The sequence below is a fragment of the Pseudoxanthomonas beigongshangi genome (genome assembly GCF_016820515.1).
In the GTDB taxonomy this organism is placed as follows: Bacteria; Pseudomonadota; Gammaproteobacteria; order Xanthomonadales; family Xanthomonadaceae; genus Pseudoxanthomonas_A; species Pseudoxanthomonas_A beigongshangi.
Map to the genome: position 1 here is coordinate 17,323 of NZ_JADHDV010000016.1, position 26,764 is coordinate 44,086.

At 65.0% G+C, this 26,764-nt stretch carries 21 protein-coding genes; 7 read left to right on the forward strand and 14 right to left on the reverse strand.

Annotated features, from left to right (window positions below; all coding sequences use genetic code 11):
• Positions 1–176: 176 nt before the first annotated feature.
• A complete protein-coding gene (gene lpxC / locus IQ458_RS12880) occupies positions 177–1,094 on the forward strand; it encodes a UDP-3-O-acyl-N-acetylglucosamine deacetylase (RefSeq protein ID WP_203323086.1) in 918 nt (305 codons plus the stop codon).
• A 181-nt stretch (positions 1,095–1,275) separates the two neighbouring features.
• Here the strand turns inward: lpxC and IQ458_RS12885 are convergent, their stop codons facing one another.
• Positions 1,276–1,749 carry a DciA family protein gene (locus IQ458_RS12885; RefSeq protein ID WP_183639020.1) on the reverse strand — a complete coding sequence of 158 codons (474 nt, stop codon included), beginning with the start codon at positions 1,747–1,749 and terminating at the stop codon, positions 1,276–1,278.
• A gap of 8 nt (positions 1,750–1,757) precedes the next feature.
• Between IQ458_RS12885 and IQ458_RS12890 the strand changes: the two genes are divergently transcribed.
• The 3 genes from IQ458_RS12890 to IQ458_RS12900 all read left to right on the forward strand — a co-directional run bounded on the left by IQ458_RS12890 (position 1,758) and on the right by IQ458_RS12900 (position 6,941).
• On the forward strand, positions 1,758–2,708 hold the full coding sequence (locus IQ458_RS12890) for a M23 family metallopeptidase (protein WP_183639018.1): 951 nt from the start codon (positions 1,758–1,760) through the stop codon (positions 2,706–2,708).
• A 161-nt stretch (positions 2,709–2,869) separates the two neighbouring features.
• A complete protein-coding gene (gene secA / locus IQ458_RS12895; RefSeq protein ID WP_183639016.1) occupies positions 2,870–5,608 on the forward strand; it encodes a preprotein translocase subunit SecA in 2,739 nt (912 codons plus the stop codon).
• A 376-nt stretch (positions 5,609–5,984) separates the two neighbouring features.
• The gene (locus IQ458_RS12900) at positions 5,985–6,941 is read left to right on the forward strand and encodes a Nudix family hydrolase (RefSeq protein ID WP_203323087.1); all 957 of its coding nucleotides are present in this window, start codon (positions 5,985–5,987) and stop codon (positions 6,939–6,941) included.
• Between the two features lie 30 nt (positions 6,942–6,971).
• Here the strand turns inward: IQ458_RS12900 and coaE are convergent, their stop codons facing one another.
• The 4 genes from coaE to pilB form a co-directional block, all read right to left on the reverse strand.
• Complete coding sequence (gene coaE, locus IQ458_RS12905) at positions 6,972–7,598, reverse strand: dephospho-CoA kinase (RefSeq protein WP_203323088.1); 627 nt, start codon at positions 7,596–7,598, stop codon at positions 6,972–6,974.
• 291 nt (positions 7,599–7,889) lie between these two features.
• Entirely contained in the window at positions 7,890–8,753 is an 864-nt protein-coding gene (locus IQ458_RS12910; RefSeq protein ID WP_203323089.1) for a prepilin peptidase, read from the reverse strand.
• Positions 8,754–8,756: 3 nt separating this feature from the next.
• The gene (locus tag IQ458_RS12915; RefSeq protein ID WP_203323090.1) at positions 8,757–10,025 is read right to left on the reverse strand and encodes a type II secretion system F family protein; all 1,269 of its coding nucleotides are present in this window, start codon (positions 10,023–10,025) and stop codon (positions 8,757–8,759) included.
• A 159-nt stretch (positions 10,026–10,184) separates the two neighbouring features.
• Entirely contained in the window at positions 10,185–11,924 is a 1,740-nt protein-coding gene (gene pilB / locus IQ458_RS12920) for a type IV-A pilus assembly ATPase PilB (protein ID WP_203323091.1), read from the reverse strand.
• Between the two features lie 213 nt (positions 11,925–12,137).
• Here pilB and IQ458_RS12925 point away from each other — a divergent pair, with 213 nt between their 5' ends.
• Together IQ458_RS12925 and IQ458_RS12930 are read left to right on the forward strand one after the other, a co-directional pair.
• A complete protein-coding gene (locus IQ458_RS12925; RefSeq protein ID WP_203323092.1) occupies positions 12,138–12,989 on the forward strand; it encodes a glycosyltransferase family 2 protein in 852 nt (283 codons plus the stop codon).
• A gap of 13 nt (positions 12,990–13,002) precedes the next feature.
• Positions 13,003–14,172 carry a DegT/DnrJ/EryC1/StrS family aminotransferase gene (locus tag IQ458_RS12930; protein ID WP_235996825.1) on the forward strand — a complete coding sequence of 390 codons (1,170 nt, stop codon included), beginning with the start codon at positions 13,003–13,005 and terminating at the stop codon, positions 14,170–14,172.
• Here the strand turns inward: IQ458_RS12930 and IQ458_RS12935 are convergent.
• The 9 genes from IQ458_RS12935 to IQ458_RS12975 form a co-directional block, all read right to left on the reverse strand.
• The gene (locus IQ458_RS12935; RefSeq protein WP_203323093.1) at positions 14,169–15,365 is read right to left on the reverse strand and encodes a hypothetical protein; all 1,197 of its coding nucleotides are present in this window, start codon (positions 15,363–15,365) and stop codon (positions 14,169–14,171) included. The genes IQ458_RS12930 and IQ458_RS12935 overlap by 4 nt on opposite strands.
• Entirely contained in the window at positions 15,365–16,063 is a 699-nt protein-coding gene (locus IQ458_RS12940; protein ID WP_183639001.1) for a class I SAM-dependent methyltransferase, read from the reverse strand. Before IQ458_RS12940 ends, IQ458_RS12935 begins: the two co-directional genes overlap by 1 nt.
• The gene (locus IQ458_RS12945; protein WP_328805179.1) at positions 16,050–17,009 is read right to left on the reverse strand and encodes a lysylphosphatidylglycerol synthase domain-containing protein; all 960 of its coding nucleotides are present in this window, start codon (positions 17,007–17,009) and stop codon (positions 16,050–16,052) included. Before IQ458_RS12945 ends, IQ458_RS12940 begins: the two co-directional genes overlap by 14 nt.
• Positions 17,006–18,148 (reverse strand): glycosyltransferase family 4 protein, encoded by a 1,143-nt coding sequence (locus tag IQ458_RS12950; RefSeq protein WP_203323095.1) that lies wholly within the window; start codon positions 18,146–18,148, stop codon positions 17,006–17,008. The genes IQ458_RS12945 and IQ458_RS12950 overlap by 4 nt, the downstream gene beginning before the upstream one ends.
• Positions 18,149–18,207: 59 nt before the next feature.
• Positions 18,208–20,124: a hypothetical protein gene (locus IQ458_RS12955; protein WP_203323096.1), complete on the reverse strand. Its 1,917-nt coding sequence runs from the start codon at positions 20,122–20,124 to the stop codon at positions 18,208–18,210.
• A 95-nt stretch (positions 20,125–20,219) separates the two neighbouring features.
• Complete coding sequence (locus tag IQ458_RS19905) at positions 20,220–20,591, reverse strand: pilin (RefSeq protein WP_328805180.1); 372 nt, start codon at positions 20,589–20,591, stop codon at positions 20,220–20,222.
• 739 nt (positions 20,592–21,330) lie between these two features.
• Positions 21,331–21,750 (reverse strand): pilin, encoded by a 420-nt coding sequence (locus IQ458_RS19620; protein WP_328805181.1) that lies wholly within the window; start codon positions 21,748–21,750, stop codon positions 21,331–21,333.
• Positions 21,751–22,266: 516 nt separating this feature from the next.
• A complete protein-coding gene (locus IQ458_RS12970) occupies positions 22,267–23,667 on the reverse strand; it encodes a sigma-54-dependent transcriptional regulator (RefSeq protein ID WP_203323097.1) in 1,401 nt (466 codons plus the stop codon).
• A 116-nt stretch (positions 23,668–23,783) separates the two neighbouring features.
• Positions 23,784–25,406, reverse strand: coding sequence for a sensor histidine kinase (locus IQ458_RS12975; RefSeq protein WP_203323098.1), 1,623 nt, complete (start codon positions 25,404–25,406; stop codon positions 23,784–23,786).
• Positions 25,407–25,596: 190 nt separating this feature from the next.
• On the opposite strand from IQ458_RS12975, the gene sucC reads away from it, so the two are divergent.
• A complete protein-coding gene (sucC, locus tag IQ458_RS12980; protein ID WP_141455713.1) occupies positions 25,597–26,763 on the forward strand; it encodes an ADP-forming succinate--CoA ligase subunit beta in 1,167 nt (388 codons plus the stop codon).
• Position 26,764 lies beyond the last annotated feature (1 nt).

The following is a 26,764-nucleotide window of genomic DNA, read 5'->3' on the forward strand; positions in this document are numbered from 1 at the left end:
CCTTCGCTGCCGGGCCTGCCCGGCCCGGCAGCCCTTTCCGTCCCCGTCGGGAAATCGGACAGGTTCGCGCGGCATTGTTTCAGCCGTGGGACAAAGCAATTCTTCCGTTAAGATTCAGCTAATTGCGTGCTATTCTCGCCGCTCTTGGTCAGCACCTTCACCTCGGTCCCCCTCCGATGGCCCAGCAACGCACCCTCAAGAACGTGATCCGCGCCACCGGCGTGGGCCTGCACAGCGGCGAAAAGGTCTACATGACGCTGCGTCCGGCCCCGGTGAACACCGGCGTCGTGTTCCGGCGCGTGGATCTGGAGCCGGTGGTGGAAATGCCGGCCAGCGCCGAACTGGTCACCGAGACCACGCTGTGCACGGGCCTGAGCTGCGACGGCGCCAAGGTGCAGACGGTCGAACACCTGATGTCCGCGCTGGCGGGTCTGGGCGTGGACAACGTCTACGTCGAGCTGTCCTCGGCCGAACTGCCGATCATGGACGGTTCCGCCGGTCCCTTCGTGTTCCTGCTGCAGTCCGCCGGCATCGCCGAGCAGAATGCGCCCAAGCGCTTCATCCGCATCAAGTCGCCGGTGGAAGTCACCGAGGGCGACAAGGTGGCGCGCTTCGATCCCTACGAGGGCTTCCGGGTGGGCTTCACGGTCAAGTTCGATCACCCGATGATTCCGGCCTCGCAGTCGCGCGCCGAAGTCGAGTTCTCCACCGGCGCCTACATCAAGGAAGTCGCGCGCGCGCGCACCTTCGGCTTCATGCGCGACCTGGAGTACATGCGCGAGCGCAACCTGGGCCTGGGCGGTTCGATGGACAACGCCATCGTGCTGGACGAGTTCCGGGTCCTCAACGACGACGGCCTGCGCTACGCCGACGAATTCGTCCGCCACAAGATCCTCGACGCCATCGGCGATCTCTATCTCACCGGCCGCCCGATCCTGGGCGCCTACGAGGGCTACAAGTCCGGGCACGCCCTGAACAACAAGCTGGTGCGGGCCCTGCTGGCCCAGCCGGAGGCGTGGGAAGAGGTCACTTTCGAGGATGCCCGCCATCCTTCGCCGGTGCTGTACGGCACCCCCGCCACCGCGGCGGCCTGAGTCCCACCCAACTCCTCCGATCGCTTTCCGGTGAAACCGTATTCGAAAGGATGCGGCGTCGCCGCATTGTCGTTTGTGTGATTCAGGTCAAATTTCGGGCCTGAATTTAACTAATTATTAACTTTCAACTAACGACCCGGGTCGTCATGCCCGGTACCATGCCTTGCCTTCGCGTCGCGGGCTAGCGCTTCCGCCCGCCGCGCCGGTTGTCAGGAGCAGTACCTCCTCCGGCGGAGTCCGGAGATTCCAAGGATGCCAGGACAGCCGCCAGCGCCTTGCGTGAGGCTTCCGGAACAGGTGGTGCCGTTGTTTCTGCCCGAAGATTCGGGTGGAGCGGGGCGGTTGTTGTTTTGACGGTCACCTCGGTCACCGTCAGTCCGACGGATCGGGCGGCATCAAGCAGTTCGACGGAGGCGAGCCGGAGTTTGGCGCGCCACACGGGGGAGTCGACGATAAAAACGAGCCGTTCGCCGGCCACATTCGCCAAACGGCAATGGGGAGCCAGGGCGGGCGGGAGACAGGGGCGAAGTTGCTGTTCAAGGGCGTCGAGCCAGAGGGCACGACGCACCGGGTCGGCGGCAGCATCCGTCAGCGCGGCCTGGAGGGCCGGTTGCGGAGTGCTTGCGCCACGCGGCTTGGACTTCGAATCAGACATCGGTATCTATGGCTTTTCAAAACATCGTAAACAATTCGCGCGCCTGGTTGGCCAATCATCTCGCCGGCCCCGCCTACAAGGCGCGCAGTCTGGTCCACGCAAGACCGCTCACCACCGCCGCCTGTCTGCTCGCCGTTGGCCTGGTCGCCGGCCTGGCCGGACGCAGCGCGATGGGCATGGCCCAGGTCTCGCTCCTGCAGGCCAAGACCGAGCGCCAGGACGCCGAACTCGAGCAGGTCCGCCGCGGCGCCCAGCAGGAAATCAACGCCATGGCCGCGCGCCTGGGCGAACTGCAGGCGCAGGCCAACCGCCTCAACGCGCTGGGCGACCGCCTGACCCGCATGGGGCAGTTGCAGGACGGCGAGTTCGATTTCGAGGAGCCGGTGGGCGTCGGCGGCAACGATGCCGTCTACGACATGTCGCCGTCCGAACTGGACAAGGGCGTCAGCCAGCTCGAACGCCAGTTCGCCGCCTCCGGCCAGCAGCTGTCGGTGCTCGAAGCGCTGCTGTTCAACCGTGAGCTGGACAAGAACGCGACTCCGTCGCGCATGCCTATCGCCAACAGCTACATCACCTCCGGTTTCGGTGGCCGCGCCGATCCGTTCGGCGGCGGTGGTCAGTACCACAAGGGCATCGACTTCAAGGCCAGCGTGGGCGACCCGGTGCTGGCCGTGGCCGACGGCGTGGTCAGCTTCGCCGGCATCAAGGGCGGCTACGGCAACGTGGTCGACGTTGATCACGGCAACGGCTACGTCACCCGCTACGCGCACAACTCCCGCCTGGTGGTGAAGTCCGGCGACCTGGTGCGGGTCGGCCAGGAAGTGGCCAAGGCCGGTTCCACCGGCCGCTCGACCGGCGCCCATGTGCACTTCGAAGTCTGGGAAAACGGCCGCGTGGTCAACCCGCGCAAGTTCCTCGGCGACGGTCCCACCCCGGTCGGCAAGATCAAGCGGGGCTGAGCTTCGGGAGGGGCTTCCGGCAGGGTTGATTCCCCCGGGGGCGCCCCAAGCTACAATACGGTGTTGCCAGACAGGGCGCAGTGCGCCCTGTTTCGTTTTGGGGTCCCGCTCGCCGGCCTGTTCGCGACGGCCCCGACGCTCATTTCCAACCGGTTCCTTACATGATCAACAACTTGCTTACCCGTGTCTTTGGCAGCCGCAACGAACGCCTGCTGAAGCAGCTCCAGCGCAGCGTCGGCAAAATCAATGCCCTGGAACCGGAGATGGAGAAGCTCTCCGACGACGAGCTCAAGGCCAAGACCCCTGAATTCCAGAAGCGCGTCGCCGACGGCGAGTCGCTGGACAAGATCCTGCCCGAAGCGTTCGCCGTCTGCCGTGAAGCCAGCCGCCGCGTGCTGGGCATGCGCCACTACGACGTGCAGCTGATCGGCGGCATGGTGCTGCACCTGGGCAAGATCGCGGAAATGCGCACCGGTGAAGGCAAGACCCTGGTCGCGACCCTGCCGGTCTACCTCAACGCGCTGGAAGGCAAGGGCGTGCACGTGGTGACCGTCAACGACTACCTGGCCCGCCGCGACTCGGCCTGGATGGGCCGCCTGTACAACTGGCTGGGCCTGTCGGTCGGCGTGGTCTACCCGGGCATGCCGCACAGCGACAAGCATTCGGCGTATGCCGCCGACATCACCTACGGCACCAACAACGAATTCGGTTTCGACTACCTGCGCGACAACATGGCGATGGCCAAGGAGGACCGCTTCCAGCGCGGCCTGCACTACGCCATCGTCGACGAAGTCGACTCCATCCTGATCGACGAGGCGCGCACCCCGCTGATCATCTCCGGTCCGGCCGACGAATCCCCCGAGCTGTACCTGCGCGTCAACCAGATCGTGCCGAAGCTGGTCAAGCAGGAAAGCGAGGAAGGCGAGGGCGATTTCTGGGTCGACGAGAAGGGCAAGCAGGTCCACCTGTCCGAGGCAGGCATGGAGCACGCCGAGGCGCTGCTGCTGCAGGCCGGCATCCTGAAGGACGAGGAAGACAGCCTGTACGGCGCCAACAACCTCACCGTGGTGCACCACCTCAACGCCGCGCTGCGCGCGCACGCGATCTACCAGCGTGACGTGGACTACATCGTGCGCGACGGTGAAGTGGTGATCGTCGACGAGTTCACCGGCCGCACCCTGCCGGGCCGCCGCTGGTCCGACGGCCTGCACCAGGCGGTGGAAGCGAAGGAAGGCGTGCCGGTCCAGCGCGAGAACCAGACGCTGGCCAGCATCACCTTCCAGAACCTGTTCCGCATGTACAAGAAGCTGTCCGGCATGACCGGTACGGCGGACACCGAAGCCTACGAATTCCAGAGCATCTACGGCCTGGAAGTGATCGTGATCCCGACCCACCGCCCGACCGTGCGCAAGGATTCGCCCGACCAGGTGTTCCTCAACCGCAAGGGCAAGTTCAACGCGGTGCTGGCCGACATCCAGGACTGCTACCAGCGCGGCCAGCCGGTGCTGGTCGGCACGACCTCGATCGAAACCTCCGAGATGCTGTCGGAGTTCCTGACCAAGTCCGGCGTCCCGCACGAAGTGCTCAACGCCAAGCAGCACGAGCGCGAAGCGCACATCGTCGCGCAGGCGGGTCGTTCCGGCGCGGTCACCATCGCCACCAACATGGCCGGCCGCGGTACCGACATCGTGCTGGGCGGTTCGCTGGAAGTGGAACTGGAGCAACTGCCGGAAGACGCCACCGACGCCGATCGCCAGCGGGTCAAGGCCGAATGGCAGCAGCGCCACGAAGCGGTCAAGGCCGCCGGCGGCCTGCACATCATCGGCACCGAGCGCCACGAATCCCGCCGCATCGACAACCAGCTGCGTGGCCGTTCCGGCCGCCAGGGCGATCCGGGTTCGTCCCGCTTCTACCTGTCGCTGGAAGACAACCTGATGCGCATCTTCGCCTCGGACTGGGTCCAGAAGGCGATGAAGCTGATCGGCATGAAGGAAGACGACGTGATCGAGGATCGCCTTGTCAGCCGCCAGATCGAAAAGGCCCAGCGCAAGGTCGAGGCGCACAACTTCGACATCCGCAAGAACCTGCTGGATTTCGACGACGTCAACAACGACCAGCGCAAGGTCATCTATTCCCAGCGCGACGAGCTGCTGGAAGCCGATTCGGTGAAGGACAACATCGACGGTATCCGCGGCGACGTGGTCGCCGAGACGGTGGGCCGCTTCGTGCCGCCGAACTCGGTGGACGATCAGTGGGATCTGGCCGGCCTGCAGCGCGAGCTGGAAGAAGAAATGGCGCTGGCCCTGCCGGTCACCGCCTGGCCGAAGGAAGCCGAGGAACTGGACGCCGAAGCGATCGAGCAGCGCGTGCAGGACGCGATGAACCGCCACTTCGACGAGAAGGAAACGGTCATCGGCGGCGAGACCATGCGCGCGCTGGAAAAGCACATCATGCTGACCGTGCTGGACAAGAACTGGAAGGAACACCTGGCGCGCATGGATTACCTGCGGCAGGGCATCCACCTGCGCGGCTACGCGCAGAAGCAGCCGAAGCAGGAGTACAAGAAGGAAGCCTTCGAGCTGTTCTCGGACATGCTGGAGCGGGTCAAGCGCGAAGTCGTGACCCTGCTGGCGCGCGTGCGCATCCGCACCGAGGAGGAAGTGGCGGCGCTGGAAGCGCAGGAGCGCGCGATGGCCGAAGCGCAGGCCCGGCAGATGCAGTTCCAGCACGCCGATGCCGGCGGCTACAGCGCCGACGAGGAAGCCGAGCAGGCCCAGGCCGCGCAGGCCGGCCGCCCGGTGGCGATGCCGGCCGACGCCGGTCCCAAGGTCGGCCGCAACGATCCCTGCCCCTGCGGCAGCGGCAAGAAGTTCAAGCACTGCCACGGCCAGTTGGCCTGATACGACGGCAGTCGGTGAAGAAAAGCAGGCGCCTCGAGGCGCCTGTTTTTTGGGGTGTCGGGGTTGCCCCCATCCGCCTTCGGCACCTTCCCCCGCGTGCGGGGGAAGGGGACAGGGGCAGATCGCGAGTGGGGAGTCGGGGAGAGGCGGGTCGGCAGGTATCGTTGGCTTCCGGCTTCCTCCCGACTCCCGACTCCCGACTCCCGCGACCGCTGGCCGCTGGCGCTCCCGAGTGAAGTCTCCCCGCCCCCGAAGTCGTCCCAACCCCTCCTTCCCCCGCCTGCGGGGGAAGGTGCCGAAGGCGGATGGGGGCAAGCCCTGAAACCGTGACCCACCGCATTTGCATTTGCGCGGAAATACCCGGCAAGCTTCGGCCATGTCCCCCGAACCTCTGCGATCCATCCACGTCGTGGCCGGCGTCATCAGCGACGCCCGCGGCCGCATCCTGCTGGCCCGCCGCACCGAGGGCCGTGATCTGGCCGGTCGCTGGGAGTTTCCCGGCGGCAAGCGCGAGGCCGGCGAGACCGAGGCCGAGGCGCTGATTCGCGAACTGCAGGAAGAACTCGGCATCACCGCCGAAATCGGCGAACCCATCATCAACGTGCCCCAGCAGTACCCCGACAAACGCCTGCGCCTGGACGTGCGCCGAGTACTGTCCTGGAAGGGCAATCCGCGTGGACACGAGGGACAGGCGCTGGCCTGGGTGGCGCCGGAGAAACTTCCGCGCTACGTGATGCCGCCGGCCGACCGCCCGGTGGTGGCGGCCCTGCTGCACCCGGATCGCTACCTGGTCACCCCGTCGCCGGCGGACGTCGACGACGAGACCTGGCTCGGCGCGTTGCAACGGGCGCTGGAGTCGGGCGTCCGCCGCCTGCAACTGAGGATGCCCGGGGTCGATGCGGAACGCCGTCGCCGACTGGCGCGCGCGGCGGTGGAGGCCAGTCAGCGGGCCGGCGTCGAGGTGCTGATCAATTCCGACATCGGCCTGGCACGCGAGCTGGGCGCGGGCGTGCACCTGCGCGCGGCGCAACTGCCGGAACTGTCGGTGCGGCCGCTGCCCGATGCGCAGCCGGTCGCCGCGTCCTGCCATACCGGCGAGGAACTGCGCCGTGCCGAGGACCTGGGTTGCGATTTCGCAGCGCTGGGCAGCGTGCGGGAAACGGCCAGCCATCCGGGCGGCAGCGTGCTGGGCTGGGAGGGATTCGCGCGCCTTCGCGAAGCGGTGTCGCTGCCGATCTACGCCATCGGCGGTCTGCAGCCGGACCATATCCTGGAAGCCCGCCAGCATGGCGCGCAGGGAATCGCCGCCATCCGCGGACTCTGGGCGGACTGAAGAAGTATCGGGGCGCGCTCGGCGCCGGCTCTAGGCGGATTCGCCGACGGCGGCGGCCAGGCGGCGGTAACGGGCATCCAGTTCCGCCACCGCGGCCTCCAGGCGGTCGATGTGACCGTCGTTGACCACGATGTCGTCGGCCAGCGCCAGGCGCTGGTCGCGATGCGCCTGTGCGTCCAGCATGCGTTCGGCCAGCGCGGCATCGATGCCGTCGCGCTGAATCAGGCGTGCCTTCTGTACCGCGCGCGGCACATCGACCACCAGGATGCGGGAAAGCCAGGGATAGGCGGCGCGGCCACCGCCTTCAGTCAATAGCGGAATGGTGGCGATGGCGTAGGGACTCTCCGCCGCCTGGCAGAGCGCTTGCACGCGTTGGCGGATGCGTGGGTGGAGGATGCCTTCGAGCACCCGGCGTTCGGTTTCGTTGCCGAACACGCGTGCGCGCAGGACCGCACGATCCAGCCGGCCATCGGCCTGCAACACTTCCGTACCGAACCGGGCCGCGACTTCGGCCAGCGCGGGCTGGCCCGGCTCGACGATTTCCCGCGCCACCCGGTCGGCATCGGCGATGCCCACGCCGCGCGCGGCGAAGGCCCGCTCCAGCGCGCTTTTCCCGGACGCCACACCGCCGGTCAGTCCGATCACGTATTCGCTCATGCGCCCATTATTGGCCGGAACCGCCACGTTGTAGAGCGGAGCATGCTCCGCTGTCATCGCCCCCAGCCGAGCAAGCTCGGCTCTACACGCTGCGCCCTTCCCCCGCCTGCGGGGGAAGGTGCCCGAAGGGCGGATGGGGGCCAAGCGGGAAGGTCAGACTCGAACGCCCAGCCGAGCAAGCTCGGCTCTACACGCTGCATCCTTCCCCCGCGCGCGGGGGAAGGTGCCCGAAGGGCGGATGGGGGCCAGCAGGAAGATCAGACTCGAACGCCCAGCCGAGCAACCCCGGCTCTACCGGAAGCCGGCGAAACGCAGATAGGCGTCGATCAGGTCCTGGCCCCAGAAAAACACCACCCAGCCGGCGATGGCCAGATAGGGACCAAACGGAATGGGCGTGGCGCGGTCGCGGCCCTTCGCCGCCAGCCAGACCGAACCGATGATGGCGCCCACCAGCGAGGACAGCAGGATGGTGGGCAGGACGCCCTTCAGGCCAACCCAGGCGCCGATGGCCGCCAGCAGCTTGAAATCGCCATGGCCCATGCCTTCCTTGCCGGTCAGCTGCTTGAACAGCCACCACACCGACCACAGCGACACGTAGCCGGCAATCGCGCCCAGCACCGCCGTCTTGGGCACCATGTAGAGGTTTTCCAGGCTGGCGATCAGGCCCAGCCACATCAGCGGCAGGGTCAGTTGATCGGGCAGCAGGCGGGTACGCAGGTCGATGCCCGACAGCGCCACCAGGAAGCAGCTGAGCAGCGAGGCGCCGAATCCCTGCCAGCCAAAGCCGAAGCGCCACACCGACGCGACCACCAGCAGGGCGGTGAGCAGTTCCACCAGCGGGTACTGCACTGAAATCGGCGCCTTGCAGTGGCGGCACTTGCCGCGCAGCGCGAGCCAGCTGATCAGCGGGATGTTCTCGAACCAGGCCAGCTTGTGCTTGCAGTGCGGGCAGTGCGAACTCTCGACCACGATGCCGGGTGGCGGCGGGTCGTAGATTTCCGGTTCCTCGAGGATCTCGCGCGCATCGCGCCGCCATTGCCAGTCCAGCTTGCGCGGCAGGCGCAGGATGACCACGTTGAGGAAGCTGCCCACCAGCAGGCCCAGGCCGGCCGCGACCGGAAAGCCGAGGCCGGGGTGTTGATCGAGGAATGCCACGAATTATCCGACCGTCATCGCCAGCTTGAAGATGGGCAGGTACATGCCGATCACCATGCCGCCGACCAGGACGCCGATGACCACCATGATGAAGGGCTCGATGAGGCTGGAGAGGGCATCGACGGCATTGTTCACTTCCTGCTCGTAGTATTCGGCCACCTTGAACAGCATGGTGTCCAGCGCGCCGGCCTCTTCGCCGATGGCGGTCATCTGCACCACCATGTGCGGGAACAGCGCGGTCTGCTTCATCGCCACGTTCAACGGGTAGCCCACGGCCACGTCGTCGCGCATGCGGTGCACGGCCTTCTCGTAGACCGTGTTGCCGGTGGCGCCGGCCACGGTGTCCAGCGCCTCGACCAGCGGCACACCGGCCTTGAAGGTGACCGCGGTGGTACGGGCGAAACGCGCCACAGAGGAATTGTGCATGATCTGGCCGACCACCGGCACCTTCAGGATCATGCGGTCGACGAAGTGCTGGAAGGCCGGGGACCGCTTGAAGCTGAAGACCGTCACCACGATGCCGACCAGCGCGATCAGCAGCAATGCCCACCACCAGGCCACCATGAAGCGGGACGCGGCGACGATCAGCTTGGTGAAGGCGGGCAGATCCGCGCCGAAGCTCTTGAAGGTCTCCTCGAACTGCGGTACCACGAACACCAGCAGGATGGCGCTGACCAGGATCGCCACCGCGATCACCATGGCCGGATAGAACAACGCCTTCTTGATCTTGCCCTTCAGCGCTTCCAGGTTTTCCTTGTAGCTGGCGATGGTGTCCAGCACCGTCTCCAGCACGCCGGCGCCTTCGCCGGCCCGGACCAGGTTGCGGTAGAGCTCGTCGAACTGGACCGGGTGCCTGGAGATCGCCTCGGTCATCGAGGAGCCGCCCTCGATGTCCGCTCGCACCTGATCCACCATCTTCTTCATGCGCGGGTTCTTCTGCCCGCCCGCGATGATGTCCAGCGAAGTCACGATCGGCACGCCGGACTTCATCATGGTCGCCATCTGGCGGCTGAAGAAGGCGATTTCCTTCGGGCTGATGGTGTGCCCCGCAGAGCCGAACAGCGGCTTGGGCTTGACCTTGACCATGTTGGGGGTGATGCCCTGTCGGCGCAGTTCGGCGCGCAGCATGTTGGCGTTCTTGGACGGCTGCTCGCCCTTCATCTTGACGCCGCGCTTGTCCACGCCTTCCCAGACGAACAGGCTGAGCGGGTTCTCGCGCGGACCCGCGGACGTGATGGCGGTCTTCTTGGCAGCGGATCGGCTGATGGACATCGGCATTTCCCCGTCCGGTTTCCCCGACCGGACTTCATTCCGCATGGTAGCGGTTTACGGCCGGAAGGGAACTCCCCCGGCCTGTGACGCGGGGCAGGGTTTGGGATCCTGCCCCGTCGGGCGCATGGAAAGCGGCGGAGGTCGGGCCACCCGCGCGGGTCAGTCCTTGGTGACGCGGTTGATCTCGGCCAGGCTGGTCACGCCGTTGCGGACCTTCATCAGCGCCGACTGGCGCAGGTCCCGCACCCCCGCCTGCTGGGCGGCTTCGGCGATCTGCAGGGCGTTGCCGCCTTCCAGCACGATGGTGGCGATTTCTTCGCTCATCGGCATCACCTGGTAAATGCCGGTGCGGCCCTTGTAGCCGCCGGTGCATTCGTCGCAGCCGACCGCGTCGTAGAGGGTGAAACCGGCGCCGATCTCCTCCTCGCTGAAGCCTTCGGCCACCAGGGCATGGTGCGGCAGTTCCACCGGCACCTTGCACCGCGAGCACAGCCGGCGGGCCAGGCGCTGGGCGATGACCAGGGTCACCGAGCTGGTGATGTTGTAGGGCGCGATGCCCATGTTCATCAGGCGGGCGATGGTCTGCGGCGCGTCGTTGGTGTGCAGGGTGGACAGCACCATGTGGCCGGTCTGGGCCGCCTTGATGGCGATCTCGGCGGTTTCCAGATCGCGGATTTCGCCGACCATGATGATGTCCGGATCCTGGCGCAGGAAGCTGCGCAGGGCGGCAGCGAAGGTCATGCCGCGCTTGGTGTTCTGCTGCACCTGGTTGACGCCCGGCAGGCGGATTTCCACCGGGTCCTCGACCGTGGAGATGTTGCGGATCTCGTCGTTCAGAATGCCCAGCGCGGTATACAGCGACACCGTCTTGCCCGAGCCGGTCGGGCCGGTGACCAGCACCATGCCGTAGGGCTTGTGGATGGCGTCTTCGAACAGCTTCTGCTGATCCTTCTCGTAGCCCAGCTTGTCGATGCCCAGCTTGGCCGCGCTGCCGTCCAGGATACGCAGCACCACCTTCTCGCCGAACAGGGTGGGCAGGGTACTGACGCGGAAGTCGATCTGCTTGGTCTTGCTGAGGTTGAGCTTGATGCGGCCGTCCTGCGGCACGCGCTTTTCGGCGATGTCCAGTTGCGCCATCACCTTCAGGCGGGCGGCGATGCGCTGGCTCAGTTTGACCGGCGCCTTGGCCACCTGCTTGAGGATGCCGTCGATGCGCAGGCGCACCCGGTAGTCGGTTTCGTAGGGCTCGAAGTGGATGTCCGAGGCGCCGCGCTTGATGGCGTCGACCAGCACCTTGTTGACGAACTTGACCACCGGGGTGTCGTCGCCCTTGGCGTCGACGCCGCTATCGGCGCCGGCCAGCTCGTCGTCGTTGCCGACCTCCAGGTTGTCCAGGCCCTCGTCGTCGTCGCCGCCGAAGGCGCCGGAGAGGTTGCTGCTGGCGTTGATCCATTGGTCCAGCGCCCGCCGCAGCGAATCGTCGTCGACCAGGATCGGCTCCACCACCAGGTTGGTGTGGAACTTGATCTCGTCCAGCGCATGCATCTTGTTGGTGGGGTCGGAGACCCCCACGAACAGCTTGCTGCCGCGCTTGAACAGCGGCAGCACCTGGTGCTTCTGCAGCAGTTCCTCGCTGACCAGCTTGACCGCGTTGTGGACCGGGTCGAAGCTGGCCACGTCCAGCAGCGGCATGCCGAACTCGATGGCGTTGGCCGCCGCCATCTGCGAGGCGGTGACCAGTTTCTTCTCGATGATCCACTGGGCCAGCGGCAGCCGGGCCTCGGTGGCGCTGGCCATCGCGGCGCGGGCCGCGCCTTCCTCCAGCGCGCCGTCCTGGACGAGGCGGCGGGCGATACCGGTGATGCCTACCAGGTTTGCGGTGTTGACGACGGCGCTCATGTGCAGGGTTCCCGTGGTGACAAGGGGGCGCCGCAAGAAGCGGGCCAGCACGAACTTTACCGCAAGCGCCTCCGCATACGCGTGGCCGGACCTCCGGCCCGGAACGACCTGCGTCACAAGCTGACGCGATACGGCAATGGCGTGAGGGCGAGACCTGCCAGTCCCGAATGTGATTGAAGTAAGCTGGGCAGGGGAAAACAGACTGGGGCGGTAATGAGGATCAGCGTCGTATTGCCGGCCAAGAACGAGGCGGGGGGACTTCCGCGGACGCTCGAACGGTTGCGAGAGGTGCTGCCGGAAGCCGAAGTCATCGTGGTGGACGACGGGTCCACGGACCAGACCGCCAGCCTGGCCGCCGCCCTGGGGGCCCGCGTGCTGACCTCGCCGTATTCGATGGGCAATGGCGCGGCCATCAAGCGCGGCGCGCGGGTGGCCACCGGCGACGTCATCGTGTTCATGGATGCCGATGGCCAGCACGATCCCGCCGATGCCCGTCGCCTGCTGGAGAAACTGGGCGAGGGTTACGACATGGTGGTCGGAGCCAGGAACTGGGAGGGCCAGGCGGGGGTCAGCCGTGGCTTGGCCAATACCTTCTACAACTGGTTGGCCAGCCGGATGACCGGTTTCCAGGTCAAAGACCTGACCTCCGGGTTCCGGGCCGTACGCGCGGACAGGTTCCGGGAATTCCTGCACCTGCTGCCCAACGGATTTTCCTATCCGACCACCAGCACGATGGCTTTTTTCCGCAGTGCCTACGCCGTGGCCTATGTGCCCATCCCGGTGGCGCGTCGCATCGGGACCAGCCACATCCGTCCCATAAAGGACGGCATCCGGTTCCTGCTGATCATCTTCAAGATCGCGACCCTGTATTCGCCGCTCAAGCTTTTCGTACCGACGGCGGCGCTGTTCTTCCTCACAGGGCTGTTCTATTACCTTTTCACCTACCTGACGGTCGGCCGGTTCACCAACATGAGCATGCTGCTGTTCAGCGCATCGGTCATCATTTTCCTGATCGGATTGATCTCCGAGCAGATCACGGCACTCACTTTCCGTCGCGAGTCATAACGCGAAAGGCAGCATGCGGATGTCAGATGAACTCCCTTTCATTGTCTTCGGAGCGCCTTCCATAGGGGAGGACGAAATCGAGGAGGTTGTTGCCTGCATGCGTTCGGGCTGGCTGGGAACAGGGCCGCGCGTCGCCAGGCTGGAGAGAGAATTCGCCGACTACAAGGGCGTCGGCGCCCGCGCGGTTGCGGCAGTGAACTCCTGCACGGCGGCACTGCATGTCAGCATGGTGGCCTCCGGGCTGGAGAAGGGCGCGGAGGTCATCACCACGCCCATGACCTTCTGCGCCAGCGTCAACGCGATCATCCATGCGGGCATGAAGCCGGTATTGGCGGATGTGGATCCTGCGACCCAGTGCATATCCCCGGAAGCCATCGAGGCCGCCATCACTCCGCGCACCCAGGCGATCCTTCCGGTGCATTTCGCAGGCCGCCCCTGTGAAATGGATCGCATCATGCAGATCGCCAGGAAACATGGCCTGCTGGTCATCGAGGATTGCGCGCACGCCATCGAGACGGAATTCCATGGGCAAAAGGCCGGGACGTTCGGTGATTTCGGGTGTTTCAGCTTTTATGTCACCAAGAACGTCACGACCGGCGAAGGCGGCATGATCGTGGGCAGGGACGAAGAGTTGGTGGCCCGTGCCCGGGTGCTCGCGCTGCATGGAATGAGCAAGGATGCATGGCATCGCTTCGGCGACAAGGGATATCGGCATTATCAAGTGGTCGATACCGGCTTCAAGTACAACATGATGGACATACAGGCTGCCATCGGTATTCACCAGCTCGCCCGTGTCGAGGCCAACTGGAAAAGAAGAGAGCAGATCTGGGACGCTTACATGTCCGCGTTCAAGGATCTTCCCGTTATCCTGCCGTTCGCAATCGCACCCGATACCCGGCATGGCTATCACCTTTTCACGATGATGATCGAAGAGGCCCGTTGCGGCCTGTCGAGGGATGAGTTTCTGGACAGGATGAATGCGGCGAGGATTGGTACCGGCGTGCATTACCTGTCCATCGCGGAACATCCCGTGTACCAGGAATTGTTCGGCTGGCGGCCGGAAGCGTGGCCCAACGCCCACGCGATCGGTCAGACGACCGTCAGTCTCCCGCTGTCGGCGGCACTCACCGAAGGCGACCTGGATCGAATCGTGACCACGACCTCGGGAATGCTCGCGAACTAGCGCCCGTTCGGCAGGACCTTGCGGAGGTTCCGGGCGATCCAGCGGCTCTTCACTTTGGGAAGCCGGCTGCCATAGATGGGAATGACCATTTTGCCGCGCACGCCACGCGCCAGCGCCCGGAGGGTCTCCATCCGGGGACTGTCACCGGTGGCCAGGCTGAGGAACATGCGCTCGGGTTGAATCCAGTGGCATTCGGTGAAGGCCGGTTCCTGGATCGAGAGTGCCTGCCCATGGACGGCTTTCAACGTGTCCAGGATCAGGGGACAGCCGCTGGCCTCCACCAGTTCGAACTGCAACCAAGGGCGACAGTTGAGCTCCAGCAGCTTCGGGTTGCCCTGTTCGTCCTCCAGGAACGACATTTCGCAGACGCCACGCAGATCGATGGCTTCGGCAATGGCGAACGCCGCAGGGAGCAAGTCCGTATCACGTGAACTGCTTACCCAGGCCGCGCTTCCTCCCATGCGGGGATACTTGAGTCGCTCGACAATCTGATACCCCCGCATCTCCTTGCCGGAGCGGATGACACAGGCGCTGCGCTCAGCCTGCCGGATGGGGCGGAGGCGGGGTTGGGCGATCCAGCCGTCGCAGTTGTTCCAGGCATTTTCCAACGCGCGTTTGACATCGGTCAAAGCGGGAAGGCGGCCTCCGACCGTGATGACCTTGTTTCCCGATTCGTCGAGCGTGCGTCCCCATGGCTTATGGATGGGCTTGATGACGAGGTCATGCCCTAGTCTGGCGGCAAGCCGGAGACTGTCTTCCGGCGAGTCCAGACGAAAAGTGGGAGCGAGTACAGACGCCATGCCAGCCTGTTCCAGATGCTCGAACAGTTCCGCCTTGTCCAGACCGCCCATGCGCAGGCTTTCTCCCCGCGAGAAACACAGGACGAGGTCATTCCGGAGGTGCAGGCGGGAAAGCAGCAGCAGGCTGTCGTCCTCGGTCGCGAAGACGGTCGTGGAACCTTCCCCGCCGCCGATGCTGGCTATTGTCGCGGCGAGAAGATCGCAGGCTTCCTCCAGGCCCGCACCCGCTAGGTTCAGCTCATGGAAGCTGTGGCAATGGGGCGCGTCCCTCAGCAGGCTGTCAGGGACCAAAGAAATGACCGAATAATCGATGCCCGCATCGATGAGCCGCTCGACGACGGCCACGGATACCGTTTCCGCGCCGCCGGAGAGGATGATGACCGCGGCTGTCATCACGCGCGCTCGAAGACGAAGACGACGTTGTGATAGGACCAGCGGGGCGCGCGCTTCCGGCGAGCCATTCTGCGCAGTTCCCAGTTCGCGATACGGTCAAACCATTTTCTTGGCACCAGGCCATACCGGATGAGGTAGATGACGGGCCAGCGGCTGGAACGGATCGCGATGCGTTCGCGCAAGCGAAGTCCCTGCCGCTGGAAAAATTCCACGAACCAATCCTCGGCAACATAATCGGCGTGGTCGCGCCGGATGTTGTCGAGCACGATCAGCCTTCCTCCCTTCGAAACGACGCGCGCCGCATCGGAGCAGCAGTCGAGCAGGCCAAGCAGGTGCAGGGGCCTGGCGACATTGAGAAGAAACACCAACGGAAACGACTGGTTGCCAAAGGGCAGCTCGGGAAGCTTGCCCACGCACCAGTTGGCATCGGCTTCGGACTGATTGAGCGATGCGTACCTCAGAACGCGCAAGGAGGGATCCATGCCCGTCATTCGATAGCCCAACGTGGCGAGGCGCGAGGTCATTCTTCCGTACCCGCATCCGAGGTCGAGCGCAGGGCCGCTTCCGCGACCGACGATTCGTTCCAGGGCGAGTTCCTGCAATCTCGAGATGTAATCGGTCTTCAGGCCCCGCCGGTCATGCGGGTCGGCGAGATTGATGCCAGCATCATCGAAAACAGGAAGTTCAACCTGGTTCATTCGCGGTGCCATGGAAGGGAAGGAACAATAGGCTCAAGAACAAATCGATCACCAGCAGCGAGACGCGTCCGACGAGCACTCCATAAGCCAGTTCCGAGGGACTGAAAGCGCCTCCCATGGCCATGAAAGCTCCCTCCCGCACGCCTATGCCGGAAGGGGTCACCAGGGTGATGTAGCCGACGATCCAGGCAAGGTTGTAGTGGGCGCACATCAATATTCCGTCGCCCGCCCCCATGCTGGCAACCGCGAGTCCATAGAAGGCCCATGCCAGGAAGTACACAAGCCAGCTGAGCATCATCCAGCCCATGATGCGCAGGTGGTCGCGGGCTTCCAGCCGGGCCACGGAAGATGCCAGGCTCCGGGCCAGGCCAGCAAATCGACCCTCGAGCCTGGATGATTTGCCTGCCAACCTGTGCAGAAGCGGACTACGCAAGACGGCGAACCAGCCAAGCACGCCGAGGACAACGACCAGCGAGGCGGTTACCGGATATCGGGACCAGAGGAGCACGCCGGCGGATACGATGCACGCCGTATAGAGAGTCAACAGGATGTGCAGTGCATTGGCCGAAATCCAGGCGCTGGATGACGCTTCATTGCCAGCGCCGATTTGGTAGGCGATGCCGAATACCCGACCGGGGAGATGTTTGAGCATCTGTCCGGTGAAATGGAGATGGCCCAGCCGGCCGAACGACATGGGAGTGTCGAGCATCGGCGATAGTATTCTTGAAAAGGACAGGAACCCCGACAGGGTGGCCAGGGCCCCCAGGCCGAGGCCTGCGAACATGAATCCCATATCGATACGGGAAAGCTGCAGCAGGATCTCCTTGCCGGATCTACCCAGCAGATAGACCACGATGGCCATGCTGCCGATCGATATCAGTACCGTGGCCCAACGCGGAAACCAGCGCCGTCGTCCGCCTTGACCGGCTGTGGATGACGTGGTCACGGCGCCTGCACCAGCAACATGAGGGCGGGAACGACGGCATGTTCGTTCGAAAAGCGGCGGGCCATCTCCTGCAAGCCCGCTTCGTAGCGCCCAGGCCCGTTTGAAAGCGCGCTAGTCATCGCCCGGGCGAAGGCTTGCGGAGTGACGTCGGCGGCGCACACGCCGGTTCTTTCCGCCACCAGTACGGGAAGGTCGCCAACCGGCATGCTGATCACCGGGCAACCGAACTTCATGGCATCGGAGAACACGACGGGTATGCTTTCGATGCGTGATGGAATCAATACGAAGTCCGCGTCCGCCAACGCCCGCTCGGACTGATCCTTGGCAAGGTATCCGTGCGCGCGGACGGGATGCAGGACAGCAAGCTCTCCCGCGCGCCGGCGGACGTCAGCTTCGAGCGGACCGCCGCCATAGATGTCGACCGATTCAATCCGCGACCAGGTTTGCTCATCGAGCAAGGACAAGGCATCCAGCAGCAGATCAATACCCTTGTTCTCGTGCCAGCGTCCGATGAACACCAGCCGATATGGACCGGTATGGCGGATAGGTTCGGCTCTGCTGGTGGTGATGTTCCGCGTGCTGGGCAGGAATGTCACCGGCGCCTTGCAGATTTCCCGGGTGTCCTCCAGCAGCTTGAGGCCATCGGAAAAGCGTTGTCCGGCGTCGGCCAGGACTCTGGCCAGGACGCCGCGGACGACGGGGATTCTTCCCAGTGACCAGATATCGCTGCCAAGCGTCCAGACAGAATAGGAAACTCCCGCTTGCCTGGCGGCGCCGCGCGCCCAGTAGCCGGAGGGCAATGCCCAGAGGGCCAGCACATGCGCTGCGCCGTTCCGGACCGCATGGCGCGTGACCCTTGAGCCGGCGCGCAGCACCTTGAGAATCCGCCAGACATCCCGCGGATGCCACGGCCGCAAGGTCGATAGCGCCTGGGCAGGAGCCGGATAGCGATGAACCGATAGACTCCCGCTCCATTCCTCCACCCGCTCATCGGTGCCCGGGGCCACAACGACGACGGGTACCCGCAGGCTGAGGCTCATCGCCAGATCCGCCACGAATCCGCCCGCCGCTTCGCTGCCGTCCCGGCTGATGGGGAACGATGTGGTGACCAGGATGAAGGGACGCCCTTGTGGCTTCATTTGCGATGGCGAGCGGATGGCAGGCTTTAGGATAAGGAAAATCGCCCAAGGCATCCGGCTCAGGGCGATCGGGGTTTCGAGCCTTCGGCTTCGTAGGCGGCGCGCGCGGATTCGATTTGCTCCCGCAGCCACACCAGGCCGGACTGATCGGCGGTGTTGCCGGGCTCCGCGCGTTCCGCCGCTTCCCGCCAGGTCCGCTCGGCGCCGTCGACATCACGCGTGCCCAACTGTGCCAGGACCAGCGGCATCGCGATGCCGGCTTCCGCGCCGTCTTGCCAGGCGAGTCGCGCCGGTCGCAGTGCGTGGTCCCAAGACCTTGCGCGGACGTGGAACTGCGCCGCGAAATACCGCATGACGATTTTCGGCCGGGTGTTGTCCGGCTGGCCCGAGGCCCGATCCGCCACGGCACTCAGCGCCGCGCCAATCTGATCGTCGGTGACGGAACCGCAACGCTTGCGCTCCGACGCGGCATAAAGAAACCGGAGCGGTACCGTTTCCGCCAGTGTCAGCGGCGTTGGAGTCTCCTGGCTGAAGGCCTGCAGGTCGTCGAGGCTCGCCTCCCCGCGCATCAGGCAGGACGCATAGAAGCGATAGAGATGGCCCAGCGAACGATGCCGTGGCTGTGGCGAAGCGAGCAGGTTGTCGACTACCTGCTCGACCCGCGTCCGGTCGTTGCGGGCGATGGCCGCGGAAAGCACGGCGGCATTCGCACGAAGGGAGTGGGGATGTGCGATGAGGCTCGACTCGGCGATGAGCAATTCGCTTTGCCAGACGCGCGCGCGCCCGTGTGTTCCCGCTGCCAGGACGATCAGGATGCCCGCGAACATGGGTACACCGATGAGCGCCGGGCGCAGCTCCATCCGGGACAACCAACGGCCCGCCGCGACGGCCAACGCGACGCCCGCGACGATGATGCCCACCGAAGGAAGATAGTTCCGGTGCTCGAAATAGAGCTCAAGCGGAATCGGGCTGGCTTCCAGCGCATGCGCGGCCAGGAAGAAGAACCAGCCGAAGAAGACGGAAGGAAGTTGCGCCCGCCAGCGCCACGCCGCGATGCTCAGGGCCAACAGGAACAGGATGGCCAGGGCGGTGACCGGAGGGGTGAGCAGGCCCGTCGAGGCGATGAAATCGTCCGTGTACACGCCCATCGTGGGCGGATTGGGAACCAGAAGCTTCCACAGATAGTCGCAAAGCGCCCTGCCTTGGCTGAGCATCCGTTCCGCCATGGTGAAGTCGCGGCTGCTGTACCAGCTGACGATGGTCTGGTACTTGACGGCGAACAGGGCGAGACCCGCCACAAACGGGACGATCACATAGGCGATCAGAAAGAACCGCGCCGGCCAGGGACGCCGGCCCGTGCGGAAATAGGCCAGTTCGACGACGGCGCAGAGCAGCGGGAGCAGGATTCCGTTCTCCTTGGCCAGGAAGGCCAGGAACGTCATGCAGGGAATTCCCAGCAGCAACACCCACGCCGCGCCAACCGGCTTTCCCTGCTCCAGGCGCTCGCGCTGGGACACGTAGAACCACAATCCCAGCAGGATGACCAGCATGGAGAGCTGCGCCATGCGCTGGACCACGTAGAGCACGGTGCTCGCGTGCAGCGGATGCAACAGCCAGATCGACGCCACCAACGCCGCATAGAGCTGTGCCCGCGGCATGAGGCCGGGATCGCGCCTGAACAGCCGCTCCGCCAGGCCGAAAATCAGCAGGCCACACAGCAAATGGATGATCAGGTTGCCGATCTTCAGGGAGGTCGGCGTGTAGCCACCCAACCAGGCATTGAGCGCAAAGGAGGCCATGGACACGGGCCTGCCGAAGGTGCCGGCGCCCCGGTCGAACAGTAGCGCATGCAAACCCAGTTGATCGGAAAGCCAGAGCGGAATGGCGGAGAGATTGGATTCGTCGTCCAGCAGGAAAGGCCCTGCCAGTCCTACCCAGTAGGCGAGCAGCGCTACGAGTAATGCGATACCCAGCAATATGAGCGCATTGCGCGTATTTTCTATCAAAGGACGGCCCTCTCAACCAAAAAAAAACCCCGGCAAACGCCGGGGTTTTTTCTGTCAACCAGCGCTTAGATCGCGCCAGCGCATGCTTCAGGACGATTGGTAGCGGTCACGCCATCGCCACCAGATGCGCAGGCCCAAATGATGCGACCGGTGTTCGTTGCCGGGGTCAGCTGGACACGAACGCCATCATAGGAATTGCTCAGCACGCCGGAGCCGGCGCAGAGGCCAGCGGGGACGCCAGTGCACAGCGGCTCGCCCGAACCGAAGTTCTCGCCGACCTTGATCTTCTCGCCGGCGACCGAGCCGATGGCGTTGGTGATCTTGGCCTTGACGGTGTAGTCACGGTACAGCGGCAGCGCGATGGCAGCCAGGATGGCGATGATGGCGACCACGATCATCAGTTCGATGAGGGTGAAACCCTGCATGTTCTTCTTCATGAACTTCCCCTTTCAGGATTGGCTTGGATGGTTAAGGACACTCCAGCCCCCGCGTCCTTAAGCGTTGGACCGTGGGCGCCGTGCAAGACGACGCACGTGCTTTAAGTCACGTGCAGGATGTGTGCCAACTGTAAGCGCCCCTCTCCCCGTCCCCGATGGTTCGCGGGAAAGACCCCAGACACCTAAGTCGAGATAACTATGACATCAATCTCGTTGGACCGGTATCGGGAAAAAGGGGATCAACCGCGGGAATGATCACAATCTGACAATTTGGCCCTACGCGGGTCGCTCTCCAGGCGAGGGGGATGAAGGTGAAAATATTGGGCATAAAGTGACAATTTGCGTCACTTTCGGGGTCGAAAGATTGACGCGAAGGATTGTCATCAGGGCGATTGGAGAGGGGGGGGCGAACGGCGGGTGATGGACAGCTTCCCACGCGAATGCTGTCAAACAGTTGTCGTCATTCGCTTCGGTGGGCCGGGGAAGTCAACAAGGTCGAGGAACCAGCAGGACACTGGAAACCACTGGGGATGACTTCTGCGGAGCCGTCGCAGGCAGGCGGGCGGCATTGGCAAATCTTAAGAGTCGTTTGCCAACGATTCCGGTTGCCGGGTCGGCAACCTTCCACCAGGAACGTGGTGAAAGTTCAACGAGGAGTTGTGCAACGGTCCTTCAAGCACGACACACCCCGTTTTCGCGGGGTGTGTCGTAGGAAAGGCGGCTCAACGTATCGAGAAACTCACTTCGTTACGGTGCAGCCCGAGGGCGCGGCTTTGGCTTCCAGATTGGTGGAGCAACTCCAGATGCCGTCGCCGCTACGCACTAACGTAATCGTTCGGCCATTGAACTTATCGGCTACGCCATTGATACCGGTACACGTGATGCCTTTCGCCTTGTCTGCGGTGACCTTGCAGTATCTGGTTTCTCCCAGAATGTTGATGTAGCCGGCATCAGTAGCCGTGGTGGTCGGACTCAGATTGTTGGTTACCGCGAGCTCGAAGCCGGTCTTACCGGGTGCAATCTCAGCGAGAGCGGCGGCAGCCTGCGTCTTGACGCTGTAGTCCTGATAAATCGGCATTGAGATGGCCGCGAGAATGGCGATGATGCCGACCACGACCATCAGTTCGATCAGAGTGAAACCTTGCATGTTCTTTTTCATGTGACACGTCCCCGTGTTGCTTTGCTTGGTGGGCGGAGGCGCACCCGTCCGGCTCCCGCGTCAGCGGAAGGTGCTCGTCAGGGGACGCTTGCCCATCGGAAACATCGAACGGATGCCGCTTTCAGCGCCGACGCCGTATCCGTGGAAAGTGAAAGGTTCGGGATACGAACGTTCGGCGCGGGGCGCACGATATCGACGGCATGCCGGCGCGATGGGCGGGCGTGGTCACACTCTTTTCCAGAGTGATGAGGGTCATGCGGTTGACGACAAATTGCGTCAATCGGGTGGCGTATGTTTCGTGTAGTGGGGAGGGGGGCGTGACCTTGGGGCGGCGGGAATGTGGTTCTCCCGGGCATCGCGCGCGAATCCCCCGTCACCCGCTTGCGCGGGCGCCCGCCCCCTTTTTCGCTTTCAACGGCCGAATGGCCGGTCAAGGGGGCTATTGAAGGATTGGAGATTCCGCCTTCTTGCGAGCGTTGTTGCTTGTTTCACGCGTGGCGCAGAACGCCGACCGCGCTACTCCATGCCCAGCTTTTTCAGCTTGTAGCGCAGGGCGCGGAAGGTGATGCCGAGCTGGGCGGCGGCGCGGGTCTTGTTCCAGCGGTTTTCTTCCAGCGCCTTCTGGATGGCCGCGCGTTCGAGTTGCTCGATGTAGTTGGGCAGCGGGCCGCCGGCCGGATCGATATCGATCGGGGGCGCGCCGGCGGCGGGGGCGGCGCCGGGAACGGCGTCTGCCATCGCACGCGGCGTGGCGGAGCCCTGGGGCAGGTAGAGGTCGCCGATCTCGATGCTGTGGCCGTCGGCCATCGCCAGCGCGCGTTCGAGGATGTTCTCCAACTCGCGGACGTTGCCCGGGAACGGATACCGGCGCAGTTCGGCCATGGCGTCCGGCGACACCGAAGGAGCGTTGCGGCCGTGCTGGTCGGCCAGCCGGTCGAGGATGGCGCTGGTCAGCTGCGGCAGGTCGCTGGCGCGCTCGCGCAGCGGCGGTACCCGCAGCTCGATGACGTTGATGCGGTAATACAGGTCGTGGCGGAAGCGGCCGTCGCTGGCCAGTTCGCCGATGTCCTTGTGGGTGGCCGAGAGGATGCGCACGTCCACCTGCACTTCCTGCGAGGCGCCGACCGGGCGCACGGCTTTTTCCTGGATGGCGCGCAGCAGCTTGACCTGCATGGGCAGGGGCAGCTCGGCGACCTCGTCCAGGAACAGGGTGCCGCCGTTGGCGGCCTGGAACAGGCCGGCCTTGTCGGCATGGGCGCCGGTGAAGCTGCCCTTCTTGTGGCCGAAGAATTCGCTTTCCATCAGCTCGGCGGGAATCGCGCCGCAGTTGACCGGCACGAACGGACCGCTGGCGCGCGCGCCCTGTTCGTGGATGGTGCGGGCGACCAGTTCCTTGCCCACGCCGGACTCGCCGCGGATGTAGACCGGGGCCTGGCTGCGGGCGACCTTGCCGATGGTGTCGCGCAGGGTGGCCATGGCCGGGGAACTGCCCAGCAGCCGGCTGGCCTGCTCGGGCGGCGGCGGCGGGGCCGGCGCGCGCTCGGTGTTGTTGAGCTCCAGCGCGTGCTTGACCAGCCCGCGCAGCACCGTGAGGTCCACCGGCTTGCTGACGAAATCGAAGGCGCCGGCCTTCAGCGCCTCGACCGCCAGTTCGATATTGCCGAACGCGGTGATCATGGCGACCGGGGTGCGGGGGTAATTGCGGGAGATCTCGCCGACCAGTTCGATGCCGTTGCCGTCGGGCAAGCGCATGTCGGTGAAGCACAGGTCGTAGCTGTTGCGTGACAGGAGTTCACGCGCCTCGCCGAGGTTGGCCGCGGTATCGATGCGCAGGCCCATTCGGCCCAGGGTCAGTACCAGCAGTTCGCGGATGTCGCGTTCGTCGTCGACGATAAGGGCGCTACGGTTTTCGCTCATGGATCCCCCTTCAGCCCCTGTCCGTTCAGTGTACCGGCTGAACAGGAGTGGTCGCTAGTGTGAGGTCTCAAACATGAAGACTGCGGCACGGAATGGCCCGGTTCCGGTCGGATGGCTCAGGCGGGCAGCAGCGCATGCGGGCCGGGCAGGGTGATGCGGAAGCAACTGCCGCCGCCGGGGACCGGGACGTACTCCAGGGTCGCCTGGTTGGCCCGGCACAGCTCGCGGGCGATGTACAGGCCCAGGCCGGTGCCGTGCTCGGACGTGGTGAAGAAGGGCCGGAACAACTGCGCCGCCACCGCTTCGGGAATGCCGGGACCCCGGTCCATGACGTCGATCATCGGGCGGTGGTCGGCCTGGAACACCCGCACCCGCACCCGCGCCGGTTCGCCCGGCAGGCGCCCGTAGTTCATCGCGTTCTGCACCAGCACGGTCACGATCTGCTGGAGATGGCGCTGATCGACCAGGGCCGGGACCGGGCGTGGACCGATCACCGCCTCCAGCGTATCGGTCTCGATCGACAGCGATTGCTGGTACTCGTCGATGAAACGGCGGACGAAGGTATTGAGGTCCAGGTGCTCCGGGCTGGCGCGCTCGCGCCGGGCCAGGCCCAGCACGCTCTCGACGATGCCGTTGGTGCGCTGGCACTGCTGGTGGATGATCTGCAGCAGGCGGCGGTCGCCGTCGACGATCTGGCGGGATTCTTCCAGCAACTGCACCGCGTAGTTGATGGCCGCCAGCGGGTTGCGGATCTCGTGGGCCAGGCTGGCGGAAAAGCGGCCAAGCGCGGCCAGGGTCAGCGATTCGGCGCGGCGCGAGACCACGGTGGCGTCATCGAGGAAGATCAGCGAGGTCTCGCTGTCGGCCAGCAGGCGGGCGAAGCGCGGCTGCACTTCGGGCTGGTCGGGCGACAGCTGCATCGGGGTGTCGTCGGCCTGCCAGCCGTTGCGCCAGCGCTGCAGGCGGCGGGCCAGCTCCGGCGCGGTGTGGGTCAGCAGGACGCCGAGCCCGTCGCTGGCGCCCTCGCCACCCTCGCCGTCGCCGAGCAGCAGGCTGGCGGCCTCGTTGGCCAGCTTGATGTGGTTGTCCGCGTCCACCACCAGCACGCCGGTGCGCATGCGGCGGATGATCAGCTCGTTGATTTCCACCAGGTTGGCGACTTCGGCGCCGCGCTGATCCGCCAGCGCCTCGCTGCGGCGGGCGCGCTGGCCGGCCTGACGGGCCAGGTAGCCGACGGCCAGGTAGCTGATGGCGAACATCACCACCTCGGCGATCGAGCGGTCGGTGCCGCCGTCGTGGAAGAAGGTCCAGCCGTACTCGGCGAACAGCATGGCCACGGTCAGGCCGATCATCGCCAGCGCCCAGCCGCGCGAGGGCAGCAGCAGCACGCCGGCGGCGACGTTGAACAGCAGCATCATCGCCACCCCGGCGGTGGTCGCCGGCAGGGCGTGGGTGATGACCGCGGCCGCGACGATGTCCACGGCCAGACCGACGACCACGGTGAGGGTCATCCAGCGGGGACTGCGCACCAGCAGCAGCAGGACCGAGGCGACCAGATAGCCGACCGTGACCCCCAGCCCCAACTGCGGGTGGCGCTGGGAACCCAGCAGGTCCGAAAGCGGGCTGAACACCAGCCCGGCCAGGATCGCCGCTTCCAGCGTCCGGTACAGGGCGAAGAAATACAGTTCGCGCCGCGGAGCGGATTCGATGCGTCCCAGGATCGAATGGCTTTGCGGCAAGCGCGGACTCCCCCCGTCGGCGATGGCACCAGTATAGGCAGGCCGGGCCCGGGCGGCTGATTTTGCGCCGTCCGGCCCGCTGGGCGACAATAGGGGGCTGGCTGGCGCCCGCCGGGCGGCCTTCGCACGTCCAAACGCGCTTTTCCCGGACGTCCGGCCTCGCTTACCTGTTCCCTACCCACGGTGACGCATGAATTTCCACGAATACCAGGCAAAACAACTGTTTGCCGAATATGGCATTGCAGTTCCGGCCGGGCGCGTCGCGCGCACGCCGGAAGAAGCGGTTGAAGCCGCGAAGTCCATTCCGGGCGACCTCTGGGTCGTGAAGGCCCAGATCCACGCCGGTGGCCGCGGCAAGGCCGGCGGCGTCAAGCTGGCCAAGACCCTGGATGAAGTGAAGCAGTACGCCGCCGCGATGCTGGGCACCCGCATGGCGACCTACCAGTCGGCCGGCGTGGCCCTGCCGATCGATGCGGTGCTGATCTCCGAAGGCACCGACATCGCTAAGGAACTGTACCTGTCGGTGCTGGTCGATCGCGCCACCAAGGCCGTCACCTTCATCACCTCCAGCGAAGGCGGCGTGGAGATCGAGAAGGTCGCCGCGGAAACTCCCGAGCTGATCCACCAGCTGGACGTGAACTTCGTCCAGGGCCTGCAGCCGTACCAGTGCCGTGACATCGGCTTCAAGCTGGGCCTGAACGCCAAGCAGGTCAACCAGCTGACCAAGATCATGATGGGCCTGTACAAGCTGTTCAACGAGAAGGATCTGGCGCTGGTCGAACTGAACCCGCTGGCGATCCTCACCAACGGCGATCTGGCCGTGCTGGACGGCAAGGTCAACTCCGACGACAACGCCTCGTTCCGCCATCCGGACCTGGTCGCCATGCGCGACAAGGCGCAGGAAGACGAGACCGAAGTGCTGGCCTCCGAGCACGACCTGAACTACGTGACCATGGACGGCAACATCGGCTGCATGGTCAATGGCGCCGGCCTGGCGATGGCCACCATGGACGTCATCAAGCTCAACGGCGGCGAGCCGGCGAACTTCCTGGACGTCGGCGGCGGCGCCACCAAGGAGCGCGTGACCACCGCGTTCAAGCTGATCCTGTCCAGCGACAAGGTCAAGGCGATCTTCGTGAACATCTTCGGCGGCATCGTCCGCTGCGACATGATCGCCGAAGGCATCATCGCCGCGGTCAAGGACGTGGGCGTCAAGGTGCCGGTGATCGTGCGCCTGGAAGGCACCAACGTGGAAGCCGGCAAGGCGCTGCTGCGCGATTCCGGTCTGGCCATCATCCCGGCCGACGACATCAACGACGGCGCCAAGAAGGCCGTCGCTGCGGTCAAGGCCGCCTGAC

Excerpts from the sequence above, each read along its gene's own strand:
- IQ458_RS12915 (WP_203323090.1), bottom strand. The coding sequence starts at position 10,025 with ATGTCCATCAGCCGATCCGCTGCCAAGAAGACCGCCATCACGTCCGCG.
- lpxC (WP_203323086.1), top strand. The coding sequence starts at position 177 with ATGGCCCAGCAACGCACCCTCAAGAACGTGATCCGCGCCACCGGCGTG.
- pilB (WP_203323091.1), bottom strand. The coding sequence starts at position 11,924 with ATGAGCGCCGTCGTCAACACCGCAAACCTGGTAGGCATCACCGGTATC.
- sucC (WP_141455713.1), top strand. The coding sequence starts at position 25,597 with ATGAATTTCCACGAATACCAGGCAAAACAACTGTTTGCCGAATATGGC.
- IQ458_RS12930 (WP_235996825.1), top strand. The coding sequence starts at position 13,003 with ATGCGGATGTCAGATGAACTCCCTTTCATTGTCTTCGGAGCGCCTTCC.
- IQ458_RS12890 (WP_183639018.1), top strand. The coding sequence starts at position 1,758 with ATGGCTTTTCAAAACATCGTAAACAATTCGCGCGCCTGGTTGGCCAAT.
- IQ458_RS12950 (WP_203323095.1), bottom strand. The coding sequence starts at position 18,148 with ATGAAGCCACAAGGGCGTCCCTTCATCCTGGTCACCACATCGTTCCCC.
- IQ458_RS19905 (WP_328805180.1), bottom strand. The coding sequence starts at position 20,591 with ATGAAGAAGAACATGCAGGGTTTCACCCTCATCGAACTGATGATCGTG.
- IQ458_RS12935 (WP_203323093.1), bottom strand. The coding sequence starts at position 15,365 with ATGACAGCCGCGGTCATCATCCTCTCCGGCGGCGCGGAAACGGTATCC.
- IQ458_RS12970 (WP_203323097.1), bottom strand. The coding sequence starts at position 23,667 with ATGAGCGAAAACCGTAGCGCCCTTATCGTCGACGACGAACGCGACATC.
- IQ458_RS19620 (WP_328805181.1), bottom strand. The coding sequence starts at position 21,750 with ATGAAAAAGAACATGCAAGGTTTCACTCTGATCGAACTGATGGTCGTG.
- IQ458_RS12900 (WP_203323087.1), top strand. The coding sequence starts at position 5,985 with ATGTCCCCCGAACCTCTGCGATCCATCCACGTCGTGGCCGGCGTCATC.
- IQ458_RS12925 (WP_203323092.1), top strand. The coding sequence starts at position 12,138 with ATGAGGATCAGCGTCGTATTGCCGGCCAAGAACGAGGCGGGGGGACTT.
- IQ458_RS12885 (WP_183639020.1), bottom strand. The coding sequence starts at position 1,749 with ATGTCTGATTCGAAGTCCAAGCCGCGTGGCGCAAGCACTCCGCAACCG.
- secA (WP_183639016.1), top strand. The coding sequence starts at position 2,870 with ATGATCAACAACTTGCTTACCCGTGTCTTTGGCAGCCGCAACGAACGC.
- coaE (WP_203323088.1), bottom strand. The coding sequence starts at position 7,598 with ATGAGCGAATACGTGATCGGACTGACCGGCGGTGTGGCGTCCGGGAAA.
- IQ458_RS12940 (WP_183639001.1), bottom strand. The coding sequence starts at position 16,063 with ATGAACCAGGTTGAACTTCCTGTTTTCGATGATGCTGGCATCAATCTC.